Origin of the sequence: Janthinobacterium sp. PSPC1-1, from assembly GCF_049897625.1 — a bacterium.
In the GTDB taxonomy this organism is placed as follows: domain Bacteria; phylum Pseudomonadota; class Gammaproteobacteria; order Burkholderiales; family Burkholderiaceae_D; genus Janthinobacterium; species Janthinobacterium tructae.
This window is the reverse complement of record NZ_JAFCWP010000001.1, coordinates 754876-776034: the sequence shown is the minus strand read 5'-3', so window position 1 is coordinate 776034 and position 21159 is coordinate 754876. Positions and strand designations below refer to the sequence as shown.

The window sequence follows — 21159 nt, the reverse complement described above, 5'->3', positions numbered from 1 at the left end:
TCCTGTTCGGTCATGGTACGGCGGCCTGCGCCTGGCGCACGGGCAAGGTGATGCGGAAGGTGGTGCCGCGGCCGATGATGCTGCGCACGTCGATGCGGCCGTGGTGTTTCTGCACCGTGGTGTAAGCCAGCGACAGCCCCAGCCCCGTGCCCTTGCCCACGGCCTTGGTGGTAAAGAACGGATCGAAGATGCGCGACAGGTGTTCGGGCGCGATGCCGCCGCCCGTGTCCTCGACCTCAATCCACACTTCCGTCGCGTTGTCGCTGCCCGTGCGCAAGGTGATGCGTCCGTGCTCCTCGCCCATGGCGTGGGCCGCGTTGACGACCAGGTTCATGATCACCTGGTTCAGTTCGGAAGGCTGGCATTCGATGTCGGGAATATCGCCATATTCGCGCACCACGTCGGCCTTGTACTTGACCTCGTTATTCACGATATTGAGCGTGGTATCGATGCCCTGGCGCAGGTCGGCCCAGACCCACTCCTGGTGCGCATCCGTGCGCGAAAAATCCTTCAGGTCCTGCACGATGCGGCGCACGCGCGAAATGCCTTCCTTCGACTCGCCCATCAGCAGCGGAATGTCGGTGCGCAGGAAGTCCAGGTCGATCTGTTCGCGCAAGGCGCGCAGGCGCGCCGCCACCACGGCGTCCGCCACGGCCGGCTCGGCTTCCTCGTAGGCGTCGAGCATGCTGAACAGGTCATCCAGGTAGCCTTCCAGCGTGCCGACATTCGAAAACACATAGCCGATGGGATTGTTGATCTCGTGCGCCACGCCGGCGGCCAGCTGGCCGATCGAGGCCAGCTTTTCCGACTGCAGCAGCTTTTGCTGGGCCAGCGACAGCTTGCTGTTCAATTCTGTCAGAGCCAGGTTACGTTCGCGCAATTCCAGATCGGCGAGCTGGCGCTGGCGGATATCGTCGGCCAGGCGCTCGTTCATTTCGGCCAGCTGAGCCGTGCGCTTGGCCACCAGGTGTTCCAGGTTGTCGTGCGCCTTGCGCAGCGCCAGTTCGGCCAGGCGCCGTTCGCTCACATCGCGCAGGGTTTCGATGGCGCCCACCAGACGTCCCTGGCGGTCGCGCAGGGGCGCCGCCGTGAAATGCAGCCAGTGGCCGTCGGGGCCGATATCGGCAAAGAAATCCTCGGCCTCGAAGGCGCCGGGGATGACTGGTGAACGCTTCAGCTTGCCAAGGTAAAGGTCATTTTCGCCGAACGCGATATCGTCGGCCACCAGCAGGTCGGCCAGGCAGGCGCGCGGCTGCGGATAAAACGCCTTCCAGTGGTCGCGCGTGCCGACCATCTCGGCGGCCGTAAAGCCCAGCAACTGTTCGCAGGCGCTGTTCCAGTGCGTCACCACATGGTCCGTATCGATGGCGAAGGTGGCTACGGGATGGCCATCGAAAAATGCCGATAGCGCGATGGTGTCGCCCTGGCGGCGTTCCGGCGTGGCGGGCAGTGCCTGCCCTGCATCTGTTTCCATGGCGTCTTTCTTGTTCATGCCAGCATGATCCGCGACATTTCATCGAAGGTGTGTTCGGTTTGCCCCAGCAGCGCCAGCCAGGCCGGCTCGTCCAGCGCGATGCTGCGCCAGCCCGTGGGCGACAGGGCCGGCACCAGCGCATCATCGACGCCAGCCAGGTCGAGCGCCAGGGCGACGGCGTTGGCCATGTGCACGGCCAGCGGCAAGCCGCCCGCCTCCAGGCGGTCGATGGCGTGGTGGTCGGCCACCGCCTGCTGTATCGCCTCGGGAAACTTCCAGTAGGCGGCCAGGGCGCTGCCCACTTGCGCGTGATCGATGCCGATGACGGCCAGTTCAGCCTCGGCCATCTGGCAGTCATGCGCCTGGCGGTAGCTGCGCACGAGCGCGTGCTCGGCCGGGAAGCGCGTCACCAGCACCAGCGTGCCCAGGTCGTGCAGCAGGCCGGCCGTGAACGCCGTCTCGGGATTGACGCGCAGGTGCGGCGCCAGCAGGCGCGCGGCGATGGCCGTGGCCAGCGAGTGACGCCAGAACGCCTTGAAATCAAAGCCGCCGGCCACCGGCGCGAAGCTGCCCGTCAGGGCGCAGGCCGTGACGACGGTGCGGATGCTGTGAAAGCCCAGCACGGAAACGGCTTGCGGAATGCTGGTGACCTTCGATTGCATGCCGTAGAACGAGGAGTTGGCGATGCGCAAGGTCTTTGCCGCCAGGGCCTGGTCCAGCTCGATCTTTTGCGCCAGCACATGCACGTCCGTATCGTCCTGGTCCATGCTCGACAGCAGCTCCAGCACCACCACCGGCAGCGAAGGCAGTTCCTGTATCTGGCGGATGATATGTTCAAAACTGAGCCGTGTCATGCCGCGCCCCCTTGCCGGTAGCGCTGCAGCAGCGCCAGCAGTTCCGCTCCGGCGGAATCGGGCGGCGTGGCGCGGAACAGTACGGCCAGCCGTTCCAGGCGGCGCGAGCGTTCCTGCTCGGCATATGCCTGCGCGGCGGGGTCCGGCGCCTCGTCCATGACGACATGGCAGCGCTCCACATTGCGCCTGCGCAAGGCCGTCAGGCTGGCCGCCGTCAGGGTGGCGCCCCGGGCCAGCAACACGGCGCCGCTGGCGTCGCTCAGCGCCTGCGCCAGCACCATGCCTTCCTGCGCCTGCTCCATGGAAATCTCGCGTCCGCTTTCACTCACGCTTTCACTCATGTACCCGCTCCATGACGACTCAGTGTGACAAGGCTGCCGCGCGAGCGCGAATGCAAGCCCATGGGATGGACTGCCACGACATACGGCTGGCCGTCGATGGCGGCCAGGCGGGGCGTGTCCTGCCCGTCGAACAGTTGCGGCAAGACCAGCGCCGCCTCGTTGCCCAGCAGGGCCGCGCCCCGCTCGAACAAATTGGCTGCCGCCGCGTTGATGAAGGCGATCATGCCTTCGTCGTCGAGCCCGATCACGGGCAGCGGCAGAAATTGCAGTACTTCGCGCGCGATGCCCAGGCTGACTTCATCGCGGCTGATCTGGTGCTGCTGCTGGCTCACCAGCGCCTGCATGGCGGCATTCGCCGCCGCCAGCGCCTGGTTGGCGTCGCGCAGCTGCGCATTCAGACGCACATTGTCGTCGTCGATGCCCTTCAGGCGAAAGGCTTCGGCGATATGCTCGCGCAGCTGATGGTCATCCCAGGGCTTGGTGAGGAACTTGAAGATGGCGCCCTCGTTGACGGCGTCCGTGACGGCCTGCAACTCGGTATAGCCCGACAACATGATGCGGATGGTTTGCGGACACAGCAGCTTGGCCTTGCGCAGGAAGTCGGCGCCCAGCATGCCGGGCATGCGCTGGTCCGACACGATCACGTCGACCGCATGGCTGGCCAGCACGTCCAGTCCTTCCTGGCCGCTGTTGGCCGTGAGGATATGGTAGCCATCGCGCCGCAGCAGGCGCTTGAGAGAAGCGAGGATATTCGGCTCGTCATCGACCAGCAGCAAGGTGCGCTGCTGCGCCGCAGGCTGCTGTACGGCGTCCGCCGCCAGCACCGCAGTACCCGGCACACCATGCTCATCGTGCAAATCCATCGGACCATCCTCTCATCGCCAAGGCGATATGCAAGTTTGCCTGGAGCGGGAATCTGCCGCGCTGCAATCAGCTTGCGCTGAAATTATACGACTAAATATTCCCGTATGACACTAATCCCGCACTTATCCGGCACTTATCCGCGCCGCGCCGGGCAAGGCGTGTCGCGGTAAAACACAAAGCCACCCAGGCCGATGGCCTTGGTGTCGGCTTTCACGCCATAGACCAGCGTATTCTTGTCCGCCTCGATGCGCAGCAGATTCTGGTGCTGCACGATTTGCGCGTGGGACAGCTCCAGCGAGGGTGTCGGCGCCAGCTGCAAACGCAGTTCGGACGTGGCCGCATCATACGCCCAGCGGCCCGGGTTGAAGAAAGCGAAGCCGCCGTCGAAACGCAGGCTGCCATCATTGAACTGAGTCAGGCAAATACCGGGAAATTCGCTGGGCGGGTTGTACCAGGTGGCGGCCACGGCCGCATCGGCCGGCGCTTTGCCCGGCATCTGCATGCCGTTCGTGCCATTGTTCCCGCCCATGCCGGCGCAACCGGCCAGCGCCAGCGCACAAGCCAGTGCGCCAGCGCGTGTGATGAATGTCATGTGCATTCCCATCCCCTTGCTTTATAGAAACGCAATCTTAGTCCGGGAAACCTGGCCGTTCAAGCGGCCAGCGCACATAAGGCGGATTTAATTGCCCCCGGCCGCCTTCGCAGCCATGGCAGCAGCCTCGCGCAATTTGTCCTTTTTGCTTTTGCGCGCGCCCTTCACGCCGCCGTTCACCGTATCGGTAACGGGATTCACGGGCGCGGGCAGTTCCGTCGGTTCGAAACCGGCCACCACTTCGCGCACGATGCGCAAGTCGTTGCGGTTTTCGATCAGGCGGAAATGCGCTTCCGTATCGGCCGTGACGAAACTGATGGCCGTGCCGCTTTCGCCGGCGCGGCCCGTGCGCCCGATGCGGTGCGTGTAGTCGACGGCCGAGCGGGGCAAGTCGTAATTGACGACGGCCGGCAGGCCGGCGATGTCGATGCCGCGCGCGGCCACGTCGGTGGCGACCAGCACCTGCAGGCGCCCTGCCTTGAAGTCGGCCAGCAGCTGGCTGCGCGTGCCCTGGCTGAATTCGCCGTGGAAGGCGCCCACGTGCAGGCCCGCGCGCTGCAGCTTGTCGGCCACGTGTTCGGCCGCATACTTGGTGGCGACGAACACCAGCACCCGATCCCACTGCTGCTGCAGGATCAGGTAGCGCAGCAGCTGCGTGCGGCGCGGCACGTCGACCGTGATGGCGCGCTGCACGATGTCGGGCTTGTCCTGCGGTTCGGACACCACTTCGATGCGCACGGGTTCCTTGAGCAGGCTGTCGGCCAGCGCCTGCACGCTGTCGGGGAAGGTGGCGGAAAAGAACAGGTTTTGCCGCTTGCCCGGCAGCAGCGCCAGGATGGCGTTGATTTCTTCACTAAAACCCATGTCGAGCAAACGGTCTGCTTCGTCAAGCACGCACAGCGACACGCCGCCCAGTTTCACGGCATTTTGCCGCACCAGGTCCAGCAATCGACCCGGCGTGGCGACGACGATATCGGCGCCGCCGCGCAAGTCCATCATCTGCGGATTGATCGAGACGCCGCCGAACAGCACGGAAATTTTCAGTTTGATCGGCAACGGCTTGGCCAGCGCGTGCACCGTCTGCCCCACCTGTGCCGCCAGCTCGCGCGTGGGCACGAGGATCAGCGCGCGCACCTGGCGCGGGCCGGAAGCGGGCGCCATCAGCGCCTGCAGCAGCGGCAGCGCGTAGGCGGCCGTCTTGCCGGAACCCGTCTGCGCCGCGCCCAGCACGTCGCTGCCGCGCAGGATGGCGGGAATGGCGGCTGCCTGGATGGCCGTCGGCGCGGCATAGCCGGCCTTGTCGACGGCGCGGACCAGGGCGGGAATCAGACCCAGTGAGGAAAATGGCATAGCGGGCCTTATTTATTCATGAAGTGAGACCGGCCGCAATGTGCGGCCGGTCGGAATAGCGACAGTATAAAGCAGGCGCTTACTGCTTGGGCATTTGCAGCTTCGGATGGCCCGTTTCATCGTAGCCCGGCATGCCACGGCGGATCGCGTGCGAAAAGTCCGTATCGTCATTCGCCGCCCGCGCACGCGCCGTGACGTGGCCCCCTGTACGCAGCTGCTGGAAGCTCTGGCCGGGCACCAGGCCCTTGACGTCGAACAGATAGCGGTCCAGGTAGCCCGAAGCCAGCAGGCGGTAGTCGAACGGCAGGCCCGGCACGATGCGGCGCACCATCTCGAAGACGATGGTGGTGCAGTTGGCCGTCAGGGTGTTGTAGAACTGCGGCTTGGCCTTCAGCGCCTGCGCTTCGTCCAGGTAGGCCAGGAACAGCGAGCGCATGGCCGCTTTCGGCATCATCACGCGGTACAGATGCATGTCCTCGCCCCGCGCATTCGTGCGCACGCGCAGGATGTCGCGCTCGTCGGCGGCGATCAGGCTCATCTCGAAATGCTTGAAAAAGCCGCCGATGGCGGAAAAGCTCTCGCCCTTTTCCTTGCGGATCTCGATGGAAAACGTCAAAAAGCGCCCGTCCGCAAAGCCGAAGGAAATCAAGGTATGCGCGATATAGGGGCCCGTCCAGTACGACAGGGCCGTGTCCACCGTGCGCAGCTCGTCGAGGTCGTAGCTGCGCTGTTCCCACTTGACCGTGTAATCGTCATCGCTGCGCCAGTCGAAATTGCGCACATTGTCCAGCGTGACGCGATTGCCCTTGACGGTGCCCGAGACATTGCGCGCCACGTCGTCGGCCCACACGCGCTGCTGCTTCGGCGTGATCAGGCTCCACCACAGGAGCAGCAGGATAAAACCGGCCGCATACGGCAGCAGCACGCGCACATCGCCGCGCGTCCACCACAGCACCACGCTGGCCACGCCCAGCGCGCCCCACAGCAGGGCGCCGATGGCTTGTGCCGCCGTGCCGCCGGACAGCTGGTACCACAGCGCCAGCGCGCCCCACAGTGCAGTCAACAGAAGAATCAGGGAAACGGCCATTTTGCCGAGGGTGGCCAGCACGGAGCGGGCACGTAGTGATAAGAAAGTCATGCCCTGATTATAAGGGCAAGTGAAGATGGGCAAGTATTTCGGACGTGCCATCCTATCTTGGGGCAGGTCACGATGTTATTTCGATGGCATAATGATTTCTTTTGCAATCAATTCTGCCTGCGTATGCAACTCCATGGTTTTTCCATCCTCAAGGGTTTAACCAAAATCTTGCTTGAAGGGCAAGAACTTGACCTGCACAACGATTACGAATTCACACAGATCGACTACCGCATCGCTGCACGGCAACTGCAGCTGCATTGGGTACGCAGTGCCGGCGACTGGGTCAGGCCATCCATGCCCCCTGCGCTGACACTGGTGTGCGCAGGCGTGCAGGTGCTGAAAATCCGGGAATCCGGCGAAGATGAGCATGTTGACGGGGAGAAATGCCTGTCCTCGATCGGCTTCATGTGGAATGCCATGCGCGATGACATGGACGGCGTCGCATCGCATGAGGCGAGCCAAGGCTGCACGGATCTCGCGTTGATTTTCATGAGTGACCTGAGCATCAAGATTGCCGCCGCCGAGGCACGCATCCTTGTTGGCGCCGGGCCGGCCAATCAGGCCGCATCCATCGCAGCAGAGCAATAACTATAACAAGCACAACAACATTCAGGTGACACTTTGCAGCATCAAACGCTCTACGCCCTCGCCGGCAGCCTCAACTCCCTCTTCATCGTCGTCAGCTTGTACGGCCTGTGGTCGCAGCTGCAAAAGATCTGGCAGCGCAAGCACGACGCCAGCCTGGGCGCCGGCCAGACGACGGACATCCTGTCGCTCAACCAGTTCAGCGTCAGCTTCCTTGCGTATTGCGCGTTCTTCGTCTACGGCTATTCGATCACGCCGTTCAACCATTACATCGTCTGGCCCCGCTTGATCGCTTCGCTGATCGCGCTGGCCATCCTGTATGAAATCGACCGCGACCGCCGCAGCCTGGCATCACGCAATGCGCTGCTGGCCTGCGCGCTGCTGCTGTGCGCGGGGGTGGCGGGGCTGGCGTTCGGCCCCACCTTCACCGATGAAAAGCGCGTGATCTCGCAAAGCCTGATCGTCGCCGTTACCGTGCTGCTGGCGCAGGGCTATGCGCACCAGATCCGATTGATCTGGCGCTCGGGCAAGACGGGCGCCGTGTCCCTGAAAATGAGCCAGTTCATCCTGGCGATGGATATCAGCACCATCTTCTTTGCCTGCGTCATGGGGCTGAAAACCGGCTGGCCCCTGCTGCTGCTGGCCTGCGTCAGCGCCACGACCAAGCTGATCATCATGTGGCTGTTCCGCTGGGAGAAGACCAGTCCTGCCGCGCGGATCAAACAGCAAGCGCCGGCCTGAGGCTAGAATGGCGGGATCGCCACCATATTGAAAGCGCCGCCATGCATGCTCCCATTCCCATCCTGCGCAGCTTCTCCGAAGCCAAGGCGCGTGAGTTCTACCTCGATTTCCTCGGTTTTACCCTGGACTGGGAACACCGCTTCGTGCCCACCGCGCCGCTGTACCTGCAGGTGACGCGCGGCGATCTCGTGCTGCACCTGAGTGAGCACTACGGCGACGCCACGCCCGGTGCGGCGCTGCTGATCCCCGTCGATGACATCGCCGCCCTGCACGCGGAGCTGCAGGCCAAGGATTACCCGTATGCGCGGCCCGGCATCCGCGACGAGGACTGGGGCCGCATCCTGGAAGTGGCGGATCCGTTCGGCAACCGGCTGCGCTTCTGGCAGCGCAGCGAATAACGTTTACCGCCCGCTCAAGGCGCACATCTCCGCATACAGGTTTGCTTTGCCCTCGAAGCCGATGCCGACCAGGTCCGGGGACGATTCATTGCCGGCCAGGCCCGCCGCGATATGTCGCGGGCGCCGGCCGACCTGTACGCCTGCTACCCGAGCCGCCACCAACTGCCCGCCAAAGTGCGCGCTTTTATCAATTTTCTCGGCCAGCAGTTGCAGCCGGAAGCGGCCACGGCAGCCGAATCAGGTTAAACTACAATATTGCGATATGGCAATATTATGAAGGAGTAAGTTTTGCTAGTCATACTCGGATTTCTCGTCGTGCTGTTTTCCGTCTTCGGCGGCTTCGCCATGCAGGGCGGCCACCTGGCGGCGCTGTTCCAGCCGCTGGAATTGCTGATGATCGGCGGCGCCGCGCTGGGCACCTTCTTTGTCGGCAACGACGCCAAGGCCATCCGTGCCACGTTCGCCGCCCTGCCCACCCTGTTCCACGGTTCGCAATACACAAAGGCGCGCTATATGGAACTGATGGGGCTGATGTATGAAATCCTCAGCAAGATCCGCAAGGAAGGCTTGATGTCGGTCGAGGACGATATCGACGACCCCTACCGCAGCGCCATCTTCGTGAAATACCCGTACACGCTCGGCGACGAGCACATCCTGGAATTCATCACCGATTATTTGCGCCTGATGGTGTCGGGCAATATGGACGCTTATCAGATCGAAAACCTGATGGATAACGAGATCGAGACGCACCATGAAGATGCGGAAATGCCGATCCAGACGATTTCGCAGCTGGCCGACGCCATGCCCGCCTTCGGCATCGTGGCCGCCGTGATGGGCGTGGTGCATACCATGGCCTCCGTCGGCTTGCCGCCGGCCGAGCTGGGCGTGCTGATCGCGCAGGCGCTGGTGGGCACCTTCATCGGCATCCTGCTGGCCTATGGTTTCATCGCCCCGCTGGCCAGTCTGCTGCGCCGCAAGCACCATGAAACGGCGAAGATGTACCAGTGCGTGAAAGTGACCCTGCTGGCCAGCCTGAACGGCTATGCGCCGGCGCTGGCCGTGGAATTCGGCCGCAAGGTCATTTCCGCCACGGAACGCCCCTCGTTCAGCGAACTGGAAAACCACGTGCGCCAGGTGCGCACGAAAAACTGATACGGCCTGTTTCACTTGCCCGGCGCGTCAGGCTTCCGGCGACGGCAGCGGATACGCCAGTGCGCTTCTGGCGGCTTGCTGTCATTGGCGCGATGACCTTGTAACCAACAGCCCGCGCAGTAGCAATTCCAAGGCAGCAACTCCCTCGATCAAGCGCGCCGTGCCTTCGTCACCGTCTGCGATCCAGAACGCCGCTTCTGCCAGACTGCCGTAAATCAGCGAAGCGAGTGCCCTTGGGCTGGCGTCTGCCACGATGCCTTGCTGAATCAGCTCCTGGATAATGCCCTGCATCGACGCGACGCAATGGCGCTGCGAGTCCGGTGAGGCACCACCGAGGACCGCCCTGGCATCGCGTAAAACGATGCGCTGAATTTCCGGTTCCAGGGCCATCTCCAGATAGGCACGGCAGCGACTGCGAAAACCGTCCCACAGATCGTCGGCGCGTTCGGAGATGGTTCGCAGGCGGTCATCCATTTCCGCGTCGATCTGTTCCACCACCGCGAGCAGCAAGCCCTTCTTGTCGCCAAAGTGGTGATACAGCGCACCACGCGTCAGCCCTGCCTGCGCGGTGAGGTCATCCATTGATGTGTCGGCATAACCGCGCTCGCTGAACACTTTGCGGGCAGTGGCCAGCAACGATGCTCGGGTTTCTTCCATTTCGGCACGGGTGCGGCGAACCATTGCTTTCTCCTTACATACGTAGCGTATGATTGTTTACATACAGTGCGTATGAATATATACTTATTCATACGTGCTGTATGTATTATCACTGCGACGTGTCTCCATTGCAAGCTGGGCATGCCGGCACAAACCATTTATCGCATGATCGAATGAAGGATATGACCCATGAGTACGTCTCCCTGCGCCGCAACAGAAACCGCTGTCCGTCACCCGTGGCTGGCGGTCACCGCTATAGGCATGGCCACCTTCTCGGTAGTGACGACGGAAATGCTCCCGGTCGGCCTGTTGACGCCGATAGCTGACACCCTGGACACCTCCACCGGAACCGCCGGCCTGATGATCTCGCTGCCAGCATTCCTGGCGGCCTTGTTCGCGCCGCTGGTCGTGATCGCATCGGCAAGCCTGGACCGGCGCAAAATTCTCTGTGGCTTGCTGAGTCTATTGGTGATCGCGAACATTGCCTCGGCATTGGCACAAAACATGGCGTGGATGCTGGCTGCACGTGTTCTTGTCGGTTTTTGCATGGGCGGCATCTGGGCCATTGCCGGTGGCCTGGCTTCCCGCCTTGTTCCTGCTCCCTCCATCGGCCTGGCCACGTCGATTATCTTCGGCGGAGTAGCGATCGCTTCTGTGCTGGGCGTGCCGCTAGGCGCACAAATCGGCGACGTTGCAGGATGGCGCTGGGCCTTTGGCGCCATGGCGCTGTTCAGCGGCCTGGTACTGGCGCTGCATCTGGCTGTCATTCCTGCCCTGCCCGCTGCCGGTTCGGCGACCCTGCGCCAATTCGGCAAGCAGTTGCGCAACCGGCAATTGCAAGCGGGGCTGCTTCTGACCCTGTTGCTGGTGACGAGCCATTTCGTGGCCTTCACCTTTGTGCGTCCGCTGTTGCTGTCAGTGTCGGGGTTTGATGCACAATGGCTGGGCGCACTACTGTTTGCCTATGGCTTCGCAGGCATCATTGGAAACTTCCTGGCCGGTGCCGTTGCGGTGCGGCGCACGGTGCCCACCATCATCGCTATCTCGGCTGGACTGCTGCTCACGCCGCTACTCTTCCTGGCGCTCGGCGACTCCAGCATCGGCGGCGGCGTGGTGTTGCTGGTTTGGGGACTGGCCTACGGTGGCGTATCGGTCGGCCTGATGACCTTGATGATGAAGGCGGCGCCACGGGCCGTGGAAATAGTCGCCGCGCTGTATGTGGGCGTATTCAACGTTGCCATTGCGCTCGGGGCATGGGCCGGTGGACAGGCCGTCGACAGGCTGGGCCTGTCCGCCAACCTCTGGCTCGCCGCAGGATTCGCCGCTGCTGCCTTGCTGCTATCGTTGAGGATCAGCTTTGTTGAACACGCAATGAAGGCTGCCGACAGGCAGCTTGGCTCGGCAACGGACTGAGGCAATACAGTCTGTCATGAAAGCTTCTGGCGGCTTGCCGTCGCTGCCGGGTTCCGCCCCGAAGCGGTCATTGTGCAAGCCTTGTGGGCGTTCATTTATATTTAAGAAACTGGACCCTAACGCCGTGCTCGCCCAGTGCATGGGCCAGCCCAACCGGATTTGCCACGCCACCAACGTTTGAGTAGGAATACGGTGAAGTAAATGCCTGATAGAAGATAACCAAGGTCTTCGAGCCGTACAGCAAGAGGTCGCCATTGCTGATCATTTCCATCCTGGTTGCGTTAGCCGGCAGCGCCTTTTGCAGATCTGCATGCTTCTCGTTTCCGTTGAGTTCGGCCATATCCAGCGTCAGCGGTAGCATCTTGGCAAATGCATGCCCGGTCACGTTGTCGGACAAGATGACGACGAAGCGTCGTTCCCCAACGACCATCCACATACGCGACTCCTCGGGCTTCAGGGGTACCGCAGCCGTGGAAGAAGCGCATGGCACGCAGGCAGATTGCTGTCGGGCTTCGCAAGTGCCGAGAAAGAACAAGCCTAGCAACAGGCCCATTCCATGCAGGCCACCGGACAGGCGGCGCTCGCTCATGCTGGCCACTGGATGCTGAGCGCTGTTACGAACCGCCAGTTTGCGTGTGATCATTGCTTGCTCCTTCATTGGTAGATGGCTCAGATTGCGCGCGCGAGGTCAGGATGGAGGCCAGCAGCAGTACGGCCGCGCTGACAATGAACGTGCTCTGATACCCGCTCTTGTCGAACAGCAAGCCGCCGATCGTGGAACCGAGGGCGATGGCGAGTTGCACGACGGCCACCATCAGCCCGCCACCCGCCTCTGCATCCCGGGGCAACGTCGTCGCCAGCCATGACCACCAACCCACCGGCGCGGCAGTCGCGACAACGCCCCAGATGCCCAGCAGTACCGTCACTGCAGCAACCTTGCTGCCGAAGAGGGTCAGCGCCACGGCGATCAATGCCATCAGGACGGGAATGGCAACCAGCGTCCGGGAAAAATTCCAATTCAGGAACTTGCTGATGACGGTGGTGCCGATAAAGCCTCCTGCGCCAATCGCCAGCAGTATCAGCGACAGCGTGGATATGTCTACGCGCGTCACGCTTTCAAGGAATGGACGCAAATAGGTGAACAAGGCGAACTGTCCCATGAAAAAGGTGCTGACAGCCAGCATGCCCAGGGCAACCTTCGGATCCCGCAGCAGTTTGAAGACGTTGCGCGAAGCCGCCGGGCCAGCCTGGCGCGGCATGGAAGGCAGGCTGATCGACTGCCAGACAAAGGCAATCAAGGCCACTGGCACCAGGCAAAAGAAAGCACCACGCCATCCGATGACAGAACCGAGGTAACTGCCCAGGGGCGCGGCGACGACGGTCGCCAGCGCATTGCCGCCATTGAAGATGGCCAGCGCGCGCGGCACCTGATGGGAAGGCACCAGGCGCATCGCGGTGGCCGCCGACAGGGACCAGAAGCCGCCAACCACCACGCCGATTAGCGCACGTCCCGCCATGTACAGAAGATAGTTCGGCGCCATCGCGACGACGGCCCCGGAAGCGGCCATCAGTGCGGTCAGCCCCAGCAGGAGCGTCTTGCGGTCCATGTTGCCAGCGATGGTGGAAATCGACAGGCTGGTGAGCACCGCAAACGCGCCAGAGATGGCAATTCCCTGTCCCGCCATGCCTTCGCTGACCCGGAGATCACTGGCCATGGGCGTCAACAGGCTGATGGGCATGAACTCCGAGGCGATCAGCGCGAAAACGCACAGCGTCATTGCGAAGACCCCACCCCACATGGCCGCCTGCGTACCGGCGTCAGCGTGCCCCTGCACGCCATCCGGGATCGTGCTGCTTATTGGTGCTGTCATGGTATGGGCCTATGCCAGATTCTTGTGGAAGAATGCGTTCAACTTCTCCCAGGGGATGAGTTTCACCCGGTCATACAGATCGACGTGCCCGGCGCCTGGAACGATTACCAGTTCCTTGGGGTGGGCCGCAAGCCGGTACGCCTCTTCGCTGAATTCCCGGGAATGCGCCTGGTCACCTGTGATGAACAGCATGGGACGTGGGGAAATCGTCGCGATGTCGTTGAACGGATAAAAGTTCATGAACTTGACGTTGCTGGCCAGCGTCGGGTGCGTCGTCAGTTCGCGCGACGACCCTGCCGGGGTGAACTCGCCGCGCGCGGTGCGATAAAAGTCGTAGAACTCGCGCTGGATCGGATGCGTATTGCCATCGAGCTTGTGCACGGTTCCGCCGGTGTACTTGATGGCGCCACCGGAAAAGTCCACGTAGCGCTGTTGCGCCGCCTCGGCAATGATCTGCTTGCGTTGCTCCAGCGTCTGCGAATGATGCAGTGCATTGCGGTTGGCGGCACCCATATCGTACATGCTGACAGTGGCAATCGCCTTCATGCGCGGATCGATCTTGGCGGCACTGATGACGAAACTGCCGCTGCCGCAAATGCCAAGAACGCCGATCCGTTCACTGTCGATGAATGGCTGGGTGCCCATATAGTCCACCGCCGCGCTGAAGGCTTCGGCGTAGATGTCCGGCGCTACGGCATTGCGCGGCTGGCCGGCGCTTTCGCCCCAGAATGACTGATCGATGGCCAGCGTGACGAAACCCTGCTCGGCCAGTTTCTGCGCGTACAGATTTGAGCTTTGCTCCTTTACCGCGCCCATCGGGTGGCCGATGATGATCGCGGGATGCCTGGCATTGCGGTTGAGATCCTTGGGCATGAACAGATCGCCGACGAGCTGCATCTGGTACTGGTTGTTGAAACTGACCTTGCGCGCAGTGACTGTCGCGCTCCTGTAGAAGTTGTCGGCGTTGTTGGACATATCCGGCATTGGCTTGCTATCGGCAGCGAACGCTGAACTAGCGGCAACGGAAAGGCTGCCCAGCACGGCCATGCCTGTGCCAGCAGTCTTCAGGAAATCACGGCGTGCTACATCATCTATGGTCATGTCTACTTCTCCAGTTCGTTAGGTATGGGGCACGTTGTAGGTGTTGACGTGCATCGTACGTCGCGCTTAACGCACCTGCGCACCGAAATCTCGAACAGGTATATGTGTGACAGCCATGAATGTTGTGTATATTTATATTAAAAATCGCATATCCAATTGGTATCATCCGTTGCCAGGCACCACGACGGGATACCCTTAACAGCCGGTTTCAGGAGTTATTCAAATGGCCAGAGATAACATTATTGACATTCTTATATTTTTTGAGGTCGCTCGCGAACGCAGTTTCACCCGTGCCGCCATCAAACTAGGCATGTCCCAGTCCACACTCAGTCACATCATTCGGGATCTGGAAGCCCGGCTGGGCGTGCGGCTGCTCAATCGTACGACCAGGAGTGTTTCGCCGACCGAGGCAGGCGAGCGCCTGCTGACCAATGTCGCGCCGCGGCTTGAGGAGGTCCATGCCGAAATCGCCGCTGTCAGCGATTTGAATGGCAAGCCGGCGGGCACTGTGCGCATCACTGCCATCGACCATATTATTGATACCTTGCTGTGGCCAAGGCTGGCGCCGGTGCTGCCTCACTATCCCGACCTGCATATCGAGATTCAGTCAGATTACAAGCTGATCGATATCGCGGCGGACCGCTATGACATCGGAGTGCGTTATGGAGATCAGGTCGAGGAGGACATGATTGCAGTCAGGCTCACGCCGGACATTCCTACCATGATCGTTGGCTCGCCTGACTACTTCTCCTGGCATTCGCAACCAGTCAACCTGCAAGATCTCATGAAACATAATTGCATCACGCTGCGGCTCGCAGGCAGTGGCGGCATTTATGCGTGGGAGCTGCAGCATGATGGACGCAACGTGGAAGCGCGGGTGAGCGGCCAAGCCGTATTTACCAGCGCCGTGCCCATGGTACAAGCCGCCTTGAGCGGCAATGGATTGGCATTCGTGACGGCAGATCTGGCGGCCAAGCATGTACGTGACGGACGATTAATCAGCGTCATGAGTGACTGGTGTGGAAAGTTTCCTGGCCTCCATGCCTACTATCCCAGCCGCCGCCACGCATCGAGGGCGCTACGCATTGTTGTCGAAGCTATCCGTCACAAGGAGTAATTTCCTCTCCCTGCCATTTACTGGCCCGGCACCGTCTCATCCGGGCAGCTAACCTCGTCTTCTGGCGTATATAAAGTCATCGGCACGCGCTGGCCATCGACTTCCAGCTCGCGTACCTTCGGCGGTACCAGTTGGAACTCGCCTGCCTGCAGTTTTTCGCGCAGCGGCTTGCAGCGCAGGGCGTCCATGGGGATTTGCCCGCGCGCGGTCCAGCTGCCGTCTTCCTTTTCCGCCAGCAATACCGACGAGGCGCGCGGGTCATTGCTGATCAGCAGCACGTCCTCTTTGCCATCGCCATCAAAATCGAGCAAATACGCATCGCACTGTGGCCCCGCCCGCTTCAAGCAGGCGGGCAGGCGCCAGGCCGGGCTCACTTGCGTCCAGTCCTGGCGCAGGAAACTGTCCGGCAACTTCGCCGTGGCCGGGCGCAGGGTCAGGTTGATCGACACGTCGCTCAGCGCGCCCGTCTCGTCGAGGCGGTTCTGGCGCTTGAGCATGGCCTCGGCGCGGGCCCGCACGATGGCCGCATCCGGGCCGGCCGTGCGTTTGCTCAATTCCTGCAGGGCCGCCTGGCCATAGCGGGCGCCCTGGAAGCGCAGGTATTCGAAATCGAACTTGTCCACGCTTACTTTACCGCTGTCCAGGCGCGCCATCTGGCTGGCCACGGAAATGCGCGCCGGGTCCGCCAGCGGCGAAAACAGGGCGAACAGCACCAGCAGGGTGACAAAGGCGGTGGCCACGTTGACGTTGGCAATCAGGTGCAGCCAGTCGCCATACTTGCTGGCCGCCCAGGCATAGCCGGCGGCGTAGCAGGTGGCGACCAGCAGGCAGGCGGCGGCGATCAGGCGGTCGGCCGTCCAGCCATGCGACATCACGCGCAGGGTCAGTGCATAAATGGCGATGCCCACCACCCACGGCAGCAGCAGACAGGCCAGGCGCGTGCCCAGGCGGATGCCGCGCGCCACGCCATGGCCCACTTCGCCATTCTGGAAGGCGGCATTGATCAGCACCACCAGCACGCCGGCCATGCCCAGCAGCACGGATGCCGCATGGCGCGTGGCCCACAGGCGCTCGAAGCCGATGAAGGGCAGGGTCAGCAGGAAACCGGAAACGAGCACGGCGGCAATCGGCATCAGCCACGACAGCAGCACCAGCAGCAGGGTGCGGATGCCGCGCACGATGGACGGGCGCACGTCGGTGATATGGATGGCGAACGAGAACGCGAAGCAGATGACGGGAATCACGAACCACGCCTGGCCCAGCAATTTTTTCAGGAAACTGAGCTTGATCAGCAGGAACAATTGTCCGCCCAGCCACAGCACCAGCCACAGGCCCAGCACGAACAGCAGGGAAAACAGCAGCTGGATGCCGAGCTTCCAGGCGATTTCAAAATACGTGGGATAGCGGGCGATGCGCTGGCCATCCTGGGCGCCGGCCAGCACCAGCGCGTGGGCGATATAGAAACCGACCACGCAAAAACCGAACAGCTGGGCGGAAATGACGCGCAGCGGCGCGCCGGGCTTGTAGTTGCCCCAGATGACGTGCTCGGCGCCGCGCGCCACGTCATGCCAGGCCAGCACGGCCAACACGACGGCCGCGCCGGCCATCCACAAGCCGATGCGCTTCGCCGACATGTGGCCCAGGCTGGACACCAGCAGGATGGGCAACAGCAGGCTGATCAGCATCAATGGCCCGAGCAGGTAGGCTTCCGTGGCCGGCCACACCTTGTCTTGCGCCGTGCTGTACAGCCAGTACAGCAGCAAGCCTTGCAGCAGGCCCGTCACCAGGCGCGTCACCGCGATGCGCGGCGCCACCACCGGATCGAGCAACGCCATGTTTTTTCCTGCGGCATCCTGCTGCATAGTCATCCTCTTAATAGTCGTTCATTGCAGTCATTGCTGTACTGCGAGCACGGCCATTATTGCATTTCGTTATCGTCATCTCAACAGCGATTCGTGCGGCTCCCCGTCCCGCGCGCCTTCGCCGGGGCGCAATGGCAGGCTTTGCGCCAGGCCCCAGGCCAGTTCCGGCACGAGGAACAGCCACAGCAGGGGCTGGCCCGTGACCAGCAGCGTCCACGCCATCCACAGGGAAAACAGGTAGCGCGCCGCCGCGTCATAGCGGCCAAAGCGCGGCTGCGGGTCGAGCATGCGCAGCACGGACCAGACCATCACCACGCTGCCAAACAAGCTGCTGATGAGCAGATGAAACGGTCCGAAAACGGGTAGCGGCACGCCGCCCAGGCCCACGTTGAGGGCGCTCAAGTGCTCGCGCAGCAGCAAAAACGTCCACGGCATGGTAAACGGGGCCGTCATGAGCACATCATAAATGGCGCTGGCGCGCACCACGCGGCGGAAAGCGGAAACGGACAACATGGCAACTCCTGTCGATGGAAAGCGCCCATGATCGAGGTTGGAGTACACTCCATGGTCAAGCATTTTATGAAAGAAAATCCATGCAGATCGGCGAGATGGCGCAGGCGACGGGCTTGAGCCGCGATACCCTGCGCTTCTATGAAAAACGGGGCTTGCTGCGCGCACGGCGCGGCGCGAATGGCTACCGCGACTACCCGCCCGAGGCGGCCGACTGGCTGCGCTACCTGCGCACGGCGCAGCAGCTGGGCTTTACCCTGGCCGAAATCGAAGCGGACATGCCGCTGCTGGCGGCCGCCGGCGATCCCGCCACGGCGGAACTGCTGCGTGCGGCGCTGGCGCGCAAGCTGGGTGAAATCGATGCGCGCATCGCGGGATTGACACAGTTGCGCGGCGAATTGGCGCGGCGGCTGGAGCCGCAAGCGGCAGCGTGTCCGTTACGGGGAGAGGCCGATGCAACTCAACTCAACCTGGCGTAAAAAAACCGCCTGTGCATGGCAGCAGGCGGTTTGATTTCGGACAAAACCAGGCTTACTTGGCGGCCTTGCGGCGGCGCAGGAAACCCATCAGGCCCAGGCCAGCGAGCAGCATGGCGTAGGTTTCCGGTTCCGGCACGGCGGTCATCACGGACACGTTGTCGATCACGGCGCCCGAGAATTTGTCGAATGGCGTGCCGGCCTTGGCGGCGCTGGCAAACGACAGGGTCGCCAGGCCGGTGGTGGCAGCCGTGAAGCTCAGGGTATTGCTGCTGTACAAGGTGTTCGAGGCGGCAGCCGTCGAGTAGAAATTGCCTGCCGCGCCACCGAAGCTGACGGCCACGCCCTGGCCTGCGGGGCCGCCGGAATTACGCGCCATGTCAAAGCTCAGGTTATACGTCTGGCCGGCAATGACACTGAAACTTTGCGAGAGGAAACCTGGACCAGGTGTGCCCAGCATATCGACGCTGTAGCCATCGATGGCATTGTAGGCATTGCGGATCAGGTCGACGGAACTGGCGCCCACGGTCCAGCCCGTAAGGGCCGACGAACCGTTGTTGATGACTTTAAAACCGCTGTTGAAGGTATAGCCGGTAGCGACCGTTTCAAAATTGCCATTCGTGATCAGGTTGACGGGGCTGGCGCTGGCGGTGCCTGCTGCAAACAGAGCGACAACTGCTGCGATGGTGGCGATTTTCATGGTCTGATTTCCTTGCTCTGTTGATATTAAAGTTACCTTAAGTGAAATCATATCTCAGCCATGATGAAAATCAAAGAACTTTGCAAAAATATATTTAACGTGGAAAATATGCAACGCCTTTCGGCACACGCCCCCTCCCGCAGGAGAACCGTTCAATCGAGTTCCTGGCGCGCCACCAGGATGCCATCCGCATCGGCGTAGATCCAGTCGCCCGGATGCACGGCCACGCCGCTGAGCTGCACGCGCACGTCGCTCTGGCCGGCGCCCGTCTTGTTGCTCTTGCGCGGATGCGTGGCCAGCGCGCGCACGCCGATCTGGCAGACATTGATTTCTTCGCTGTCGCGGATGCAGCCATCGACGACGATGCCGGCCCAGCCGTTGCTCTCCGCCAGCACGCCCAGCTGGCCGCCCACCAGCGCGCGGCGCAGGCTGCCGCCGCCATCGATCACCAGCACATGGCCCTGGCCCGGCGTTTCCAAGGTGCTGCGCACGAGGGCATTGTCTTCGAACACTTGCAAGGTGGTGGCCGGGCCGCTGAAGCGCACGCGCTGGCCGAAAGCGCGGTACACGGGCGGCAGCACGGCCAGGGTGCCATCGTCCAGCATGGCTGCATGGTCGTCGCACAGATCGGTGGTGGCAAAGGTCATGGGAACTCCTTGGGTGGCAGATGGCAACGATTCTATGCCTTTTGCAGCGCCGCGGCGCGTGTTTTACCGCCCACGCCCACGGCCGTGGCAATCGCCAGCGCCTGGAATACGCCGATGAAGACGAACAGCAAGGCCGGATGGTCGCCATCCATCAGCGCGCCAAAGAACAGGGGCCCCACGGCCAGGCCGCTGTCGAGGCCCGAATACACGACGCCATACACGCGCCCCGTGGCATTCTTCGGCGCCGCCGCGCGTATCATCAGGTCGCGCGACGGTCCCGCCACGCCCGACGTCAGGCCGATGGCGCCCATCAGCACCACCGCGCCCCAGGCCGGCACGACGGCCATGGCCAGCAGCACAGCCAGCAGCGCGGCGGCGGAAAAGGCGATCGCCACGTTGCGGTCCGGCTGCTTGCTGCGCGCGCCCACCACGCCGCCGGCCAGCATGCCCACGGCCGAGGCCAGCATGTAGGCCGTGTAAGCGCTGGTGGCCAGCGCCAGGCTCATGCCGTACAGCTTGACCAGAGCCACGCTGGCAAAGCTCTGGATGCCGCCCAGGGCGATGGCGGTAATGAAGAAGAAGGCAAAACACATCCACACGGCCGGCAAACGCAAAAAGTCCAGCGTGCCTTCGCCGCCGGCCGCCTGGCCCGGCGCGGCCTGCTTGACAGGCTCGGGACGGATGGCGTGGCGGTTCAAAAACAGGATCAGCAGCACGCCAAACGGCAGCACGGCCGCGCATTGCAGCGCCACTCGCCAGTCATACTGGGTGGCAACGTACGTCATGAACAAAGGCGCCAGGGCCCAGCCGATGTTGCCGCTGATGCCATGCACGGAAAAACCGTAGGCCACGCGGGCCGCCGAGACGCGCTGGTTGAGGATCGTATAGTCGGCAGGATGGAACACGCTGTTACCCATGCCGGCGAGCATGGCGCCCAGCATCAGCGCCGCATAGCTGTGCGCGGTGGACAGGGCCAGCGCCGACACACCCAGCAAGAATATGCCGGAAAACAGCACGGCACGCGCGCCGAAGCGGTCGACGACAAAGCCGGCCAGCGCCTGCCCCACGCCCGAGATGATGAAAAACACCGTCATCAGCAGGCCCAGTTCCGCATACGACAGGCCGAAGGCCGGTTTCAGCCAGACGAACAGGGCCGCGAGGATCAGGTGGTAGAAGTGCGAAATGCCATGCGCCAGCCCCACCAGGGCGATGACGCGCGCGTCGCTGCGCAAGGTTGGCGGTGACTGCGGTGGCACGTGCCTTGCCGAGTTAGTTGTTATCATGTCATACCCTGTCTTATACTGGTGAAGCTCAAG

23 protein-coding genes are annotated in these 21159 nt (G+C 62.4%); 7 read left to right on the top strand and 16 right to left on the bottom strand.

The features are described from left to right. Nucleotides 1-10 precede the first annotated feature (10 nt). From ACP7EG_RS03510 to ACP7EG_RS03480, 7 genes are all read right to left on the bottom strand, one after another. A complete protein-coding gene (locus tag ACP7EG_RS03510) occupies nucleotides 11-1492 on the bottom strand; it encodes an ATP-binding protein (protein WP_426086444.1) in 1482 nt (493 codons plus the stop codon). Beyond that, entirely contained in the window at nucleotides 1489-2328 is an 840-nt protein-coding gene (locus tag ACP7EG_RS03505) for an HDOD domain-containing protein (RefSeq protein ID WP_426055399.1), read from the bottom strand. The genes ACP7EG_RS03510 and ACP7EG_RS03505 overlap by 4 nt, the downstream gene beginning before the upstream one ends. Next, entirely contained in the window at nucleotides 2325-2669 is a 345-nt protein-coding gene (locus ACP7EG_RS03500) for a hypothetical protein (RefSeq protein WP_426086443.1), read from the bottom strand. Before ACP7EG_RS03500 ends, ACP7EG_RS03505 begins: the two co-directional genes overlap by 4 nt. After that, nucleotides 2666-3532 (bottom strand): response regulator, encoded by an 867-nt coding sequence (locus ACP7EG_RS03495; RefSeq protein ID WP_426086442.1) that lies wholly within the window; start codon nucleotides 3530-3532, stop codon nucleotides 2666-2668. The genes ACP7EG_RS03500 and ACP7EG_RS03495 overlap by 4 nt, the downstream gene beginning before the upstream one ends. A gap of 134 nt (nucleotides 3533-3666) precedes the next feature. Beyond that, nucleotides 3667-4125, bottom strand: a complete 459-nt coding sequence (locus ACP7EG_RS03490) for a hypothetical protein (RefSeq protein ID WP_426086441.1) — start codon at nucleotides 4123-4125, stop codon at nucleotides 3667-3669. 87 nt (nucleotides 4126-4212) lie between these two features. Beyond that, on the bottom strand, nucleotides 4213-5475 hold the full coding sequence (locus ACP7EG_RS03485; RefSeq protein WP_426086440.1) for a DEAD/DEAH box helicase: 1263 nt from the start codon (nucleotides 5473-5475) through the stop codon (nucleotides 4213-4215). A gap of 79 nt (nucleotides 5476-5554) precedes the next feature. After that, nucleotides 5555-6613: a DUF4105 domain-containing protein gene (locus tag ACP7EG_RS03480; RefSeq protein ID WP_426086439.1), complete on the bottom strand. Its 1059-nt coding sequence runs from the start codon at nucleotides 6611-6613 to the stop codon at nucleotides 5555-5557. A 72-nt stretch (nucleotides 6614-6685) separates the two neighbouring features. On the opposite strand from ACP7EG_RS03480, the gene ACP7EG_RS03475 reads away from it, so the two are divergent. From ACP7EG_RS03475 to motA, 4 genes are all read left to right on the top strand, one after another. After that, nucleotides 6686-7201, top strand: a complete 516-nt coding sequence (locus ACP7EG_RS03475; protein WP_426086438.1) for a hypothetical protein — start codon at nucleotides 6686-6688, stop codon at nucleotides 7199-7201. A 33-nt stretch (nucleotides 7202-7234) separates the two neighbouring features. Beyond that, a complete protein-coding gene (locus tag ACP7EG_RS03470; protein ID WP_426086437.1) occupies nucleotides 7235-7939 on the top strand; it encodes a hypothetical protein in 705 nt (234 codons plus the stop codon). A 41-nt stretch (nucleotides 7940-7980) separates the two neighbouring features. Beyond that, nucleotides 7981-8337 carry a glyoxalase superfamily protein gene (locus ACP7EG_RS03465; RefSeq protein WP_426086435.1) on the top strand — a complete coding sequence of 119 codons (357 nt, stop codon included), beginning with the start codon at nucleotides 7981-7983 and terminating at the stop codon, nucleotides 8335-8337. Between the two features lie 288 nt (nucleotides 8338-8625). After that, a complete protein-coding gene (gene motA, locus ACP7EG_RS03460; protein ID WP_071076441.1) occupies nucleotides 8626-9489 on the top strand; it encodes a flagellar motor stator protein MotA in 864 nt (287 codons plus the stop codon). An 81-nt stretch (nucleotides 9490-9570) separates the two neighbouring features. Here motA and ACP7EG_RS03455 read toward each other — a convergent pair whose 3' ends face one another. Then, nucleotides 9571-10170, bottom strand: coding sequence for a TetR/AcrR family transcriptional regulator (locus ACP7EG_RS03455; RefSeq protein ID WP_426086434.1), 600 nt, complete (start codon nucleotides 10168-10170; stop codon nucleotides 9571-9573). 165 nt (nucleotides 10171-10335) lie between these two features. Here ACP7EG_RS03455 and ACP7EG_RS03450 point away from each other — a divergent pair, with 165 nt between their 5' ends. Beyond that, nucleotides 10336-11559, top strand: coding sequence for an MFS transporter (locus ACP7EG_RS03450; protein WP_426086433.1), 1224 nt, complete (start codon nucleotides 10336-10338; stop codon nucleotides 11557-11559). A 91-nt stretch (nucleotides 11560-11650) separates the two neighbouring features. Here ACP7EG_RS03450 and ACP7EG_RS03445 read toward each other — a convergent pair whose 3' ends face one another. From ACP7EG_RS03445 to ACP7EG_RS03435, 3 genes are all read right to left on the bottom strand, one after another. After that, nucleotides 11651-12202, bottom strand: coding sequence for a cyclophilin-like fold protein (locus ACP7EG_RS03445; protein WP_426086432.1), 552 nt, complete (start codon nucleotides 12200-12202; stop codon nucleotides 11651-11653). After that, nucleotides 12174-13337, bottom strand: coding sequence for an MFS transporter (locus ACP7EG_RS03440; protein WP_426087128.1), 1164 nt, complete (start codon nucleotides 13335-13337; stop codon nucleotides 12174-12176). The genes ACP7EG_RS03445 and ACP7EG_RS03440 overlap by 29 nt, the downstream gene beginning before the upstream one ends. Nucleotides 13338-13439: 102 nt before the next feature. Beyond that, nucleotides 13440-14414, bottom strand: a complete 975-nt coding sequence (locus tag ACP7EG_RS03435; protein ID WP_426087127.1) for an alpha/beta hydrolase — start codon at nucleotides 14412-14414, stop codon at nucleotides 13440-13442. 340 nt (nucleotides 14415-14754) lie between these two features. Here ACP7EG_RS03435 and ACP7EG_RS03430 point away from each other — a divergent pair, with 340 nt between their 5' ends. Further along, on the top strand, nucleotides 14755-15648 hold the full coding sequence (locus ACP7EG_RS03430) for a LysR family transcriptional regulator (protein WP_426086431.1): 894 nt from the start codon (nucleotides 14755-14757) through the stop codon (nucleotides 15646-15648). A 17-nt stretch (nucleotides 15649-15665) separates the two neighbouring features. Here ACP7EG_RS03430 and ACP7EG_RS03425 read toward each other — a convergent pair whose 3' ends face one another. Both ACP7EG_RS03425 and ACP7EG_RS03420 read right to left on the bottom strand, forming a co-directional pair. After that, a complete protein-coding gene (locus ACP7EG_RS03425; RefSeq protein ID WP_426086430.1) occupies nucleotides 15666-17483 on the bottom strand; it encodes a DUF4153 domain-containing protein in 1818 nt (605 codons plus the stop codon). A 102-nt stretch (nucleotides 17484-17585) separates the two neighbouring features. Then, entirely contained in the window at nucleotides 17586-18023 is a 438-nt protein-coding gene (locus ACP7EG_RS03420; protein ID WP_426086428.1) for a hypothetical protein, read from the bottom strand. An 80-nt stretch (nucleotides 18024-18103) separates the two neighbouring features. On the opposite strand from ACP7EG_RS03420, the gene ACP7EG_RS03415 reads away from it, so the two are divergent. After that, the gene (locus ACP7EG_RS03415; protein ID WP_426086427.1) at nucleotides 18104-18499 is read left to right on the top strand and encodes a MerR family transcriptional regulator; all 396 of its coding nucleotides are present in this window, start codon (nucleotides 18104-18106) and stop codon (nucleotides 18497-18499) included. Between the two features lie 52 nt (nucleotides 18500-18551). Here ACP7EG_RS03415 and ACP7EG_RS03410 read toward each other — a convergent pair whose 3' ends face one another. From ACP7EG_RS03410 to ACP7EG_RS03400, 3 genes are all read right to left on the bottom strand, one after another. Further along, on the bottom strand, nucleotides 18552-19196 hold the full coding sequence (locus ACP7EG_RS03410; RefSeq protein WP_426086426.1) for a choice-of-anchor C family protein: 645 nt from the start codon (nucleotides 19194-19196) through the stop codon (nucleotides 18552-18554). A gap of 152 nt (nucleotides 19197-19348) precedes the next feature. Continuing rightward, nucleotides 19349-19843 (bottom strand): ribonuclease E activity regulator RraA, encoded by a 495-nt coding sequence (gene rraA / locus ACP7EG_RS03405; RefSeq protein ID WP_426086425.1) that lies wholly within the window; start codon nucleotides 19841-19843, stop codon nucleotides 19349-19351. A 32-nt stretch (nucleotides 19844-19875) separates the two neighbouring features. Then, nucleotides 19876-21126, bottom strand: coding sequence for an MFS transporter (locus ACP7EG_RS03400; protein WP_426086424.1), 1251 nt, complete (start codon nucleotides 21124-21126; stop codon nucleotides 19876-19878). Between the last annotated feature and the right edge of the window lie 33 nt (nucleotides 21127-21159).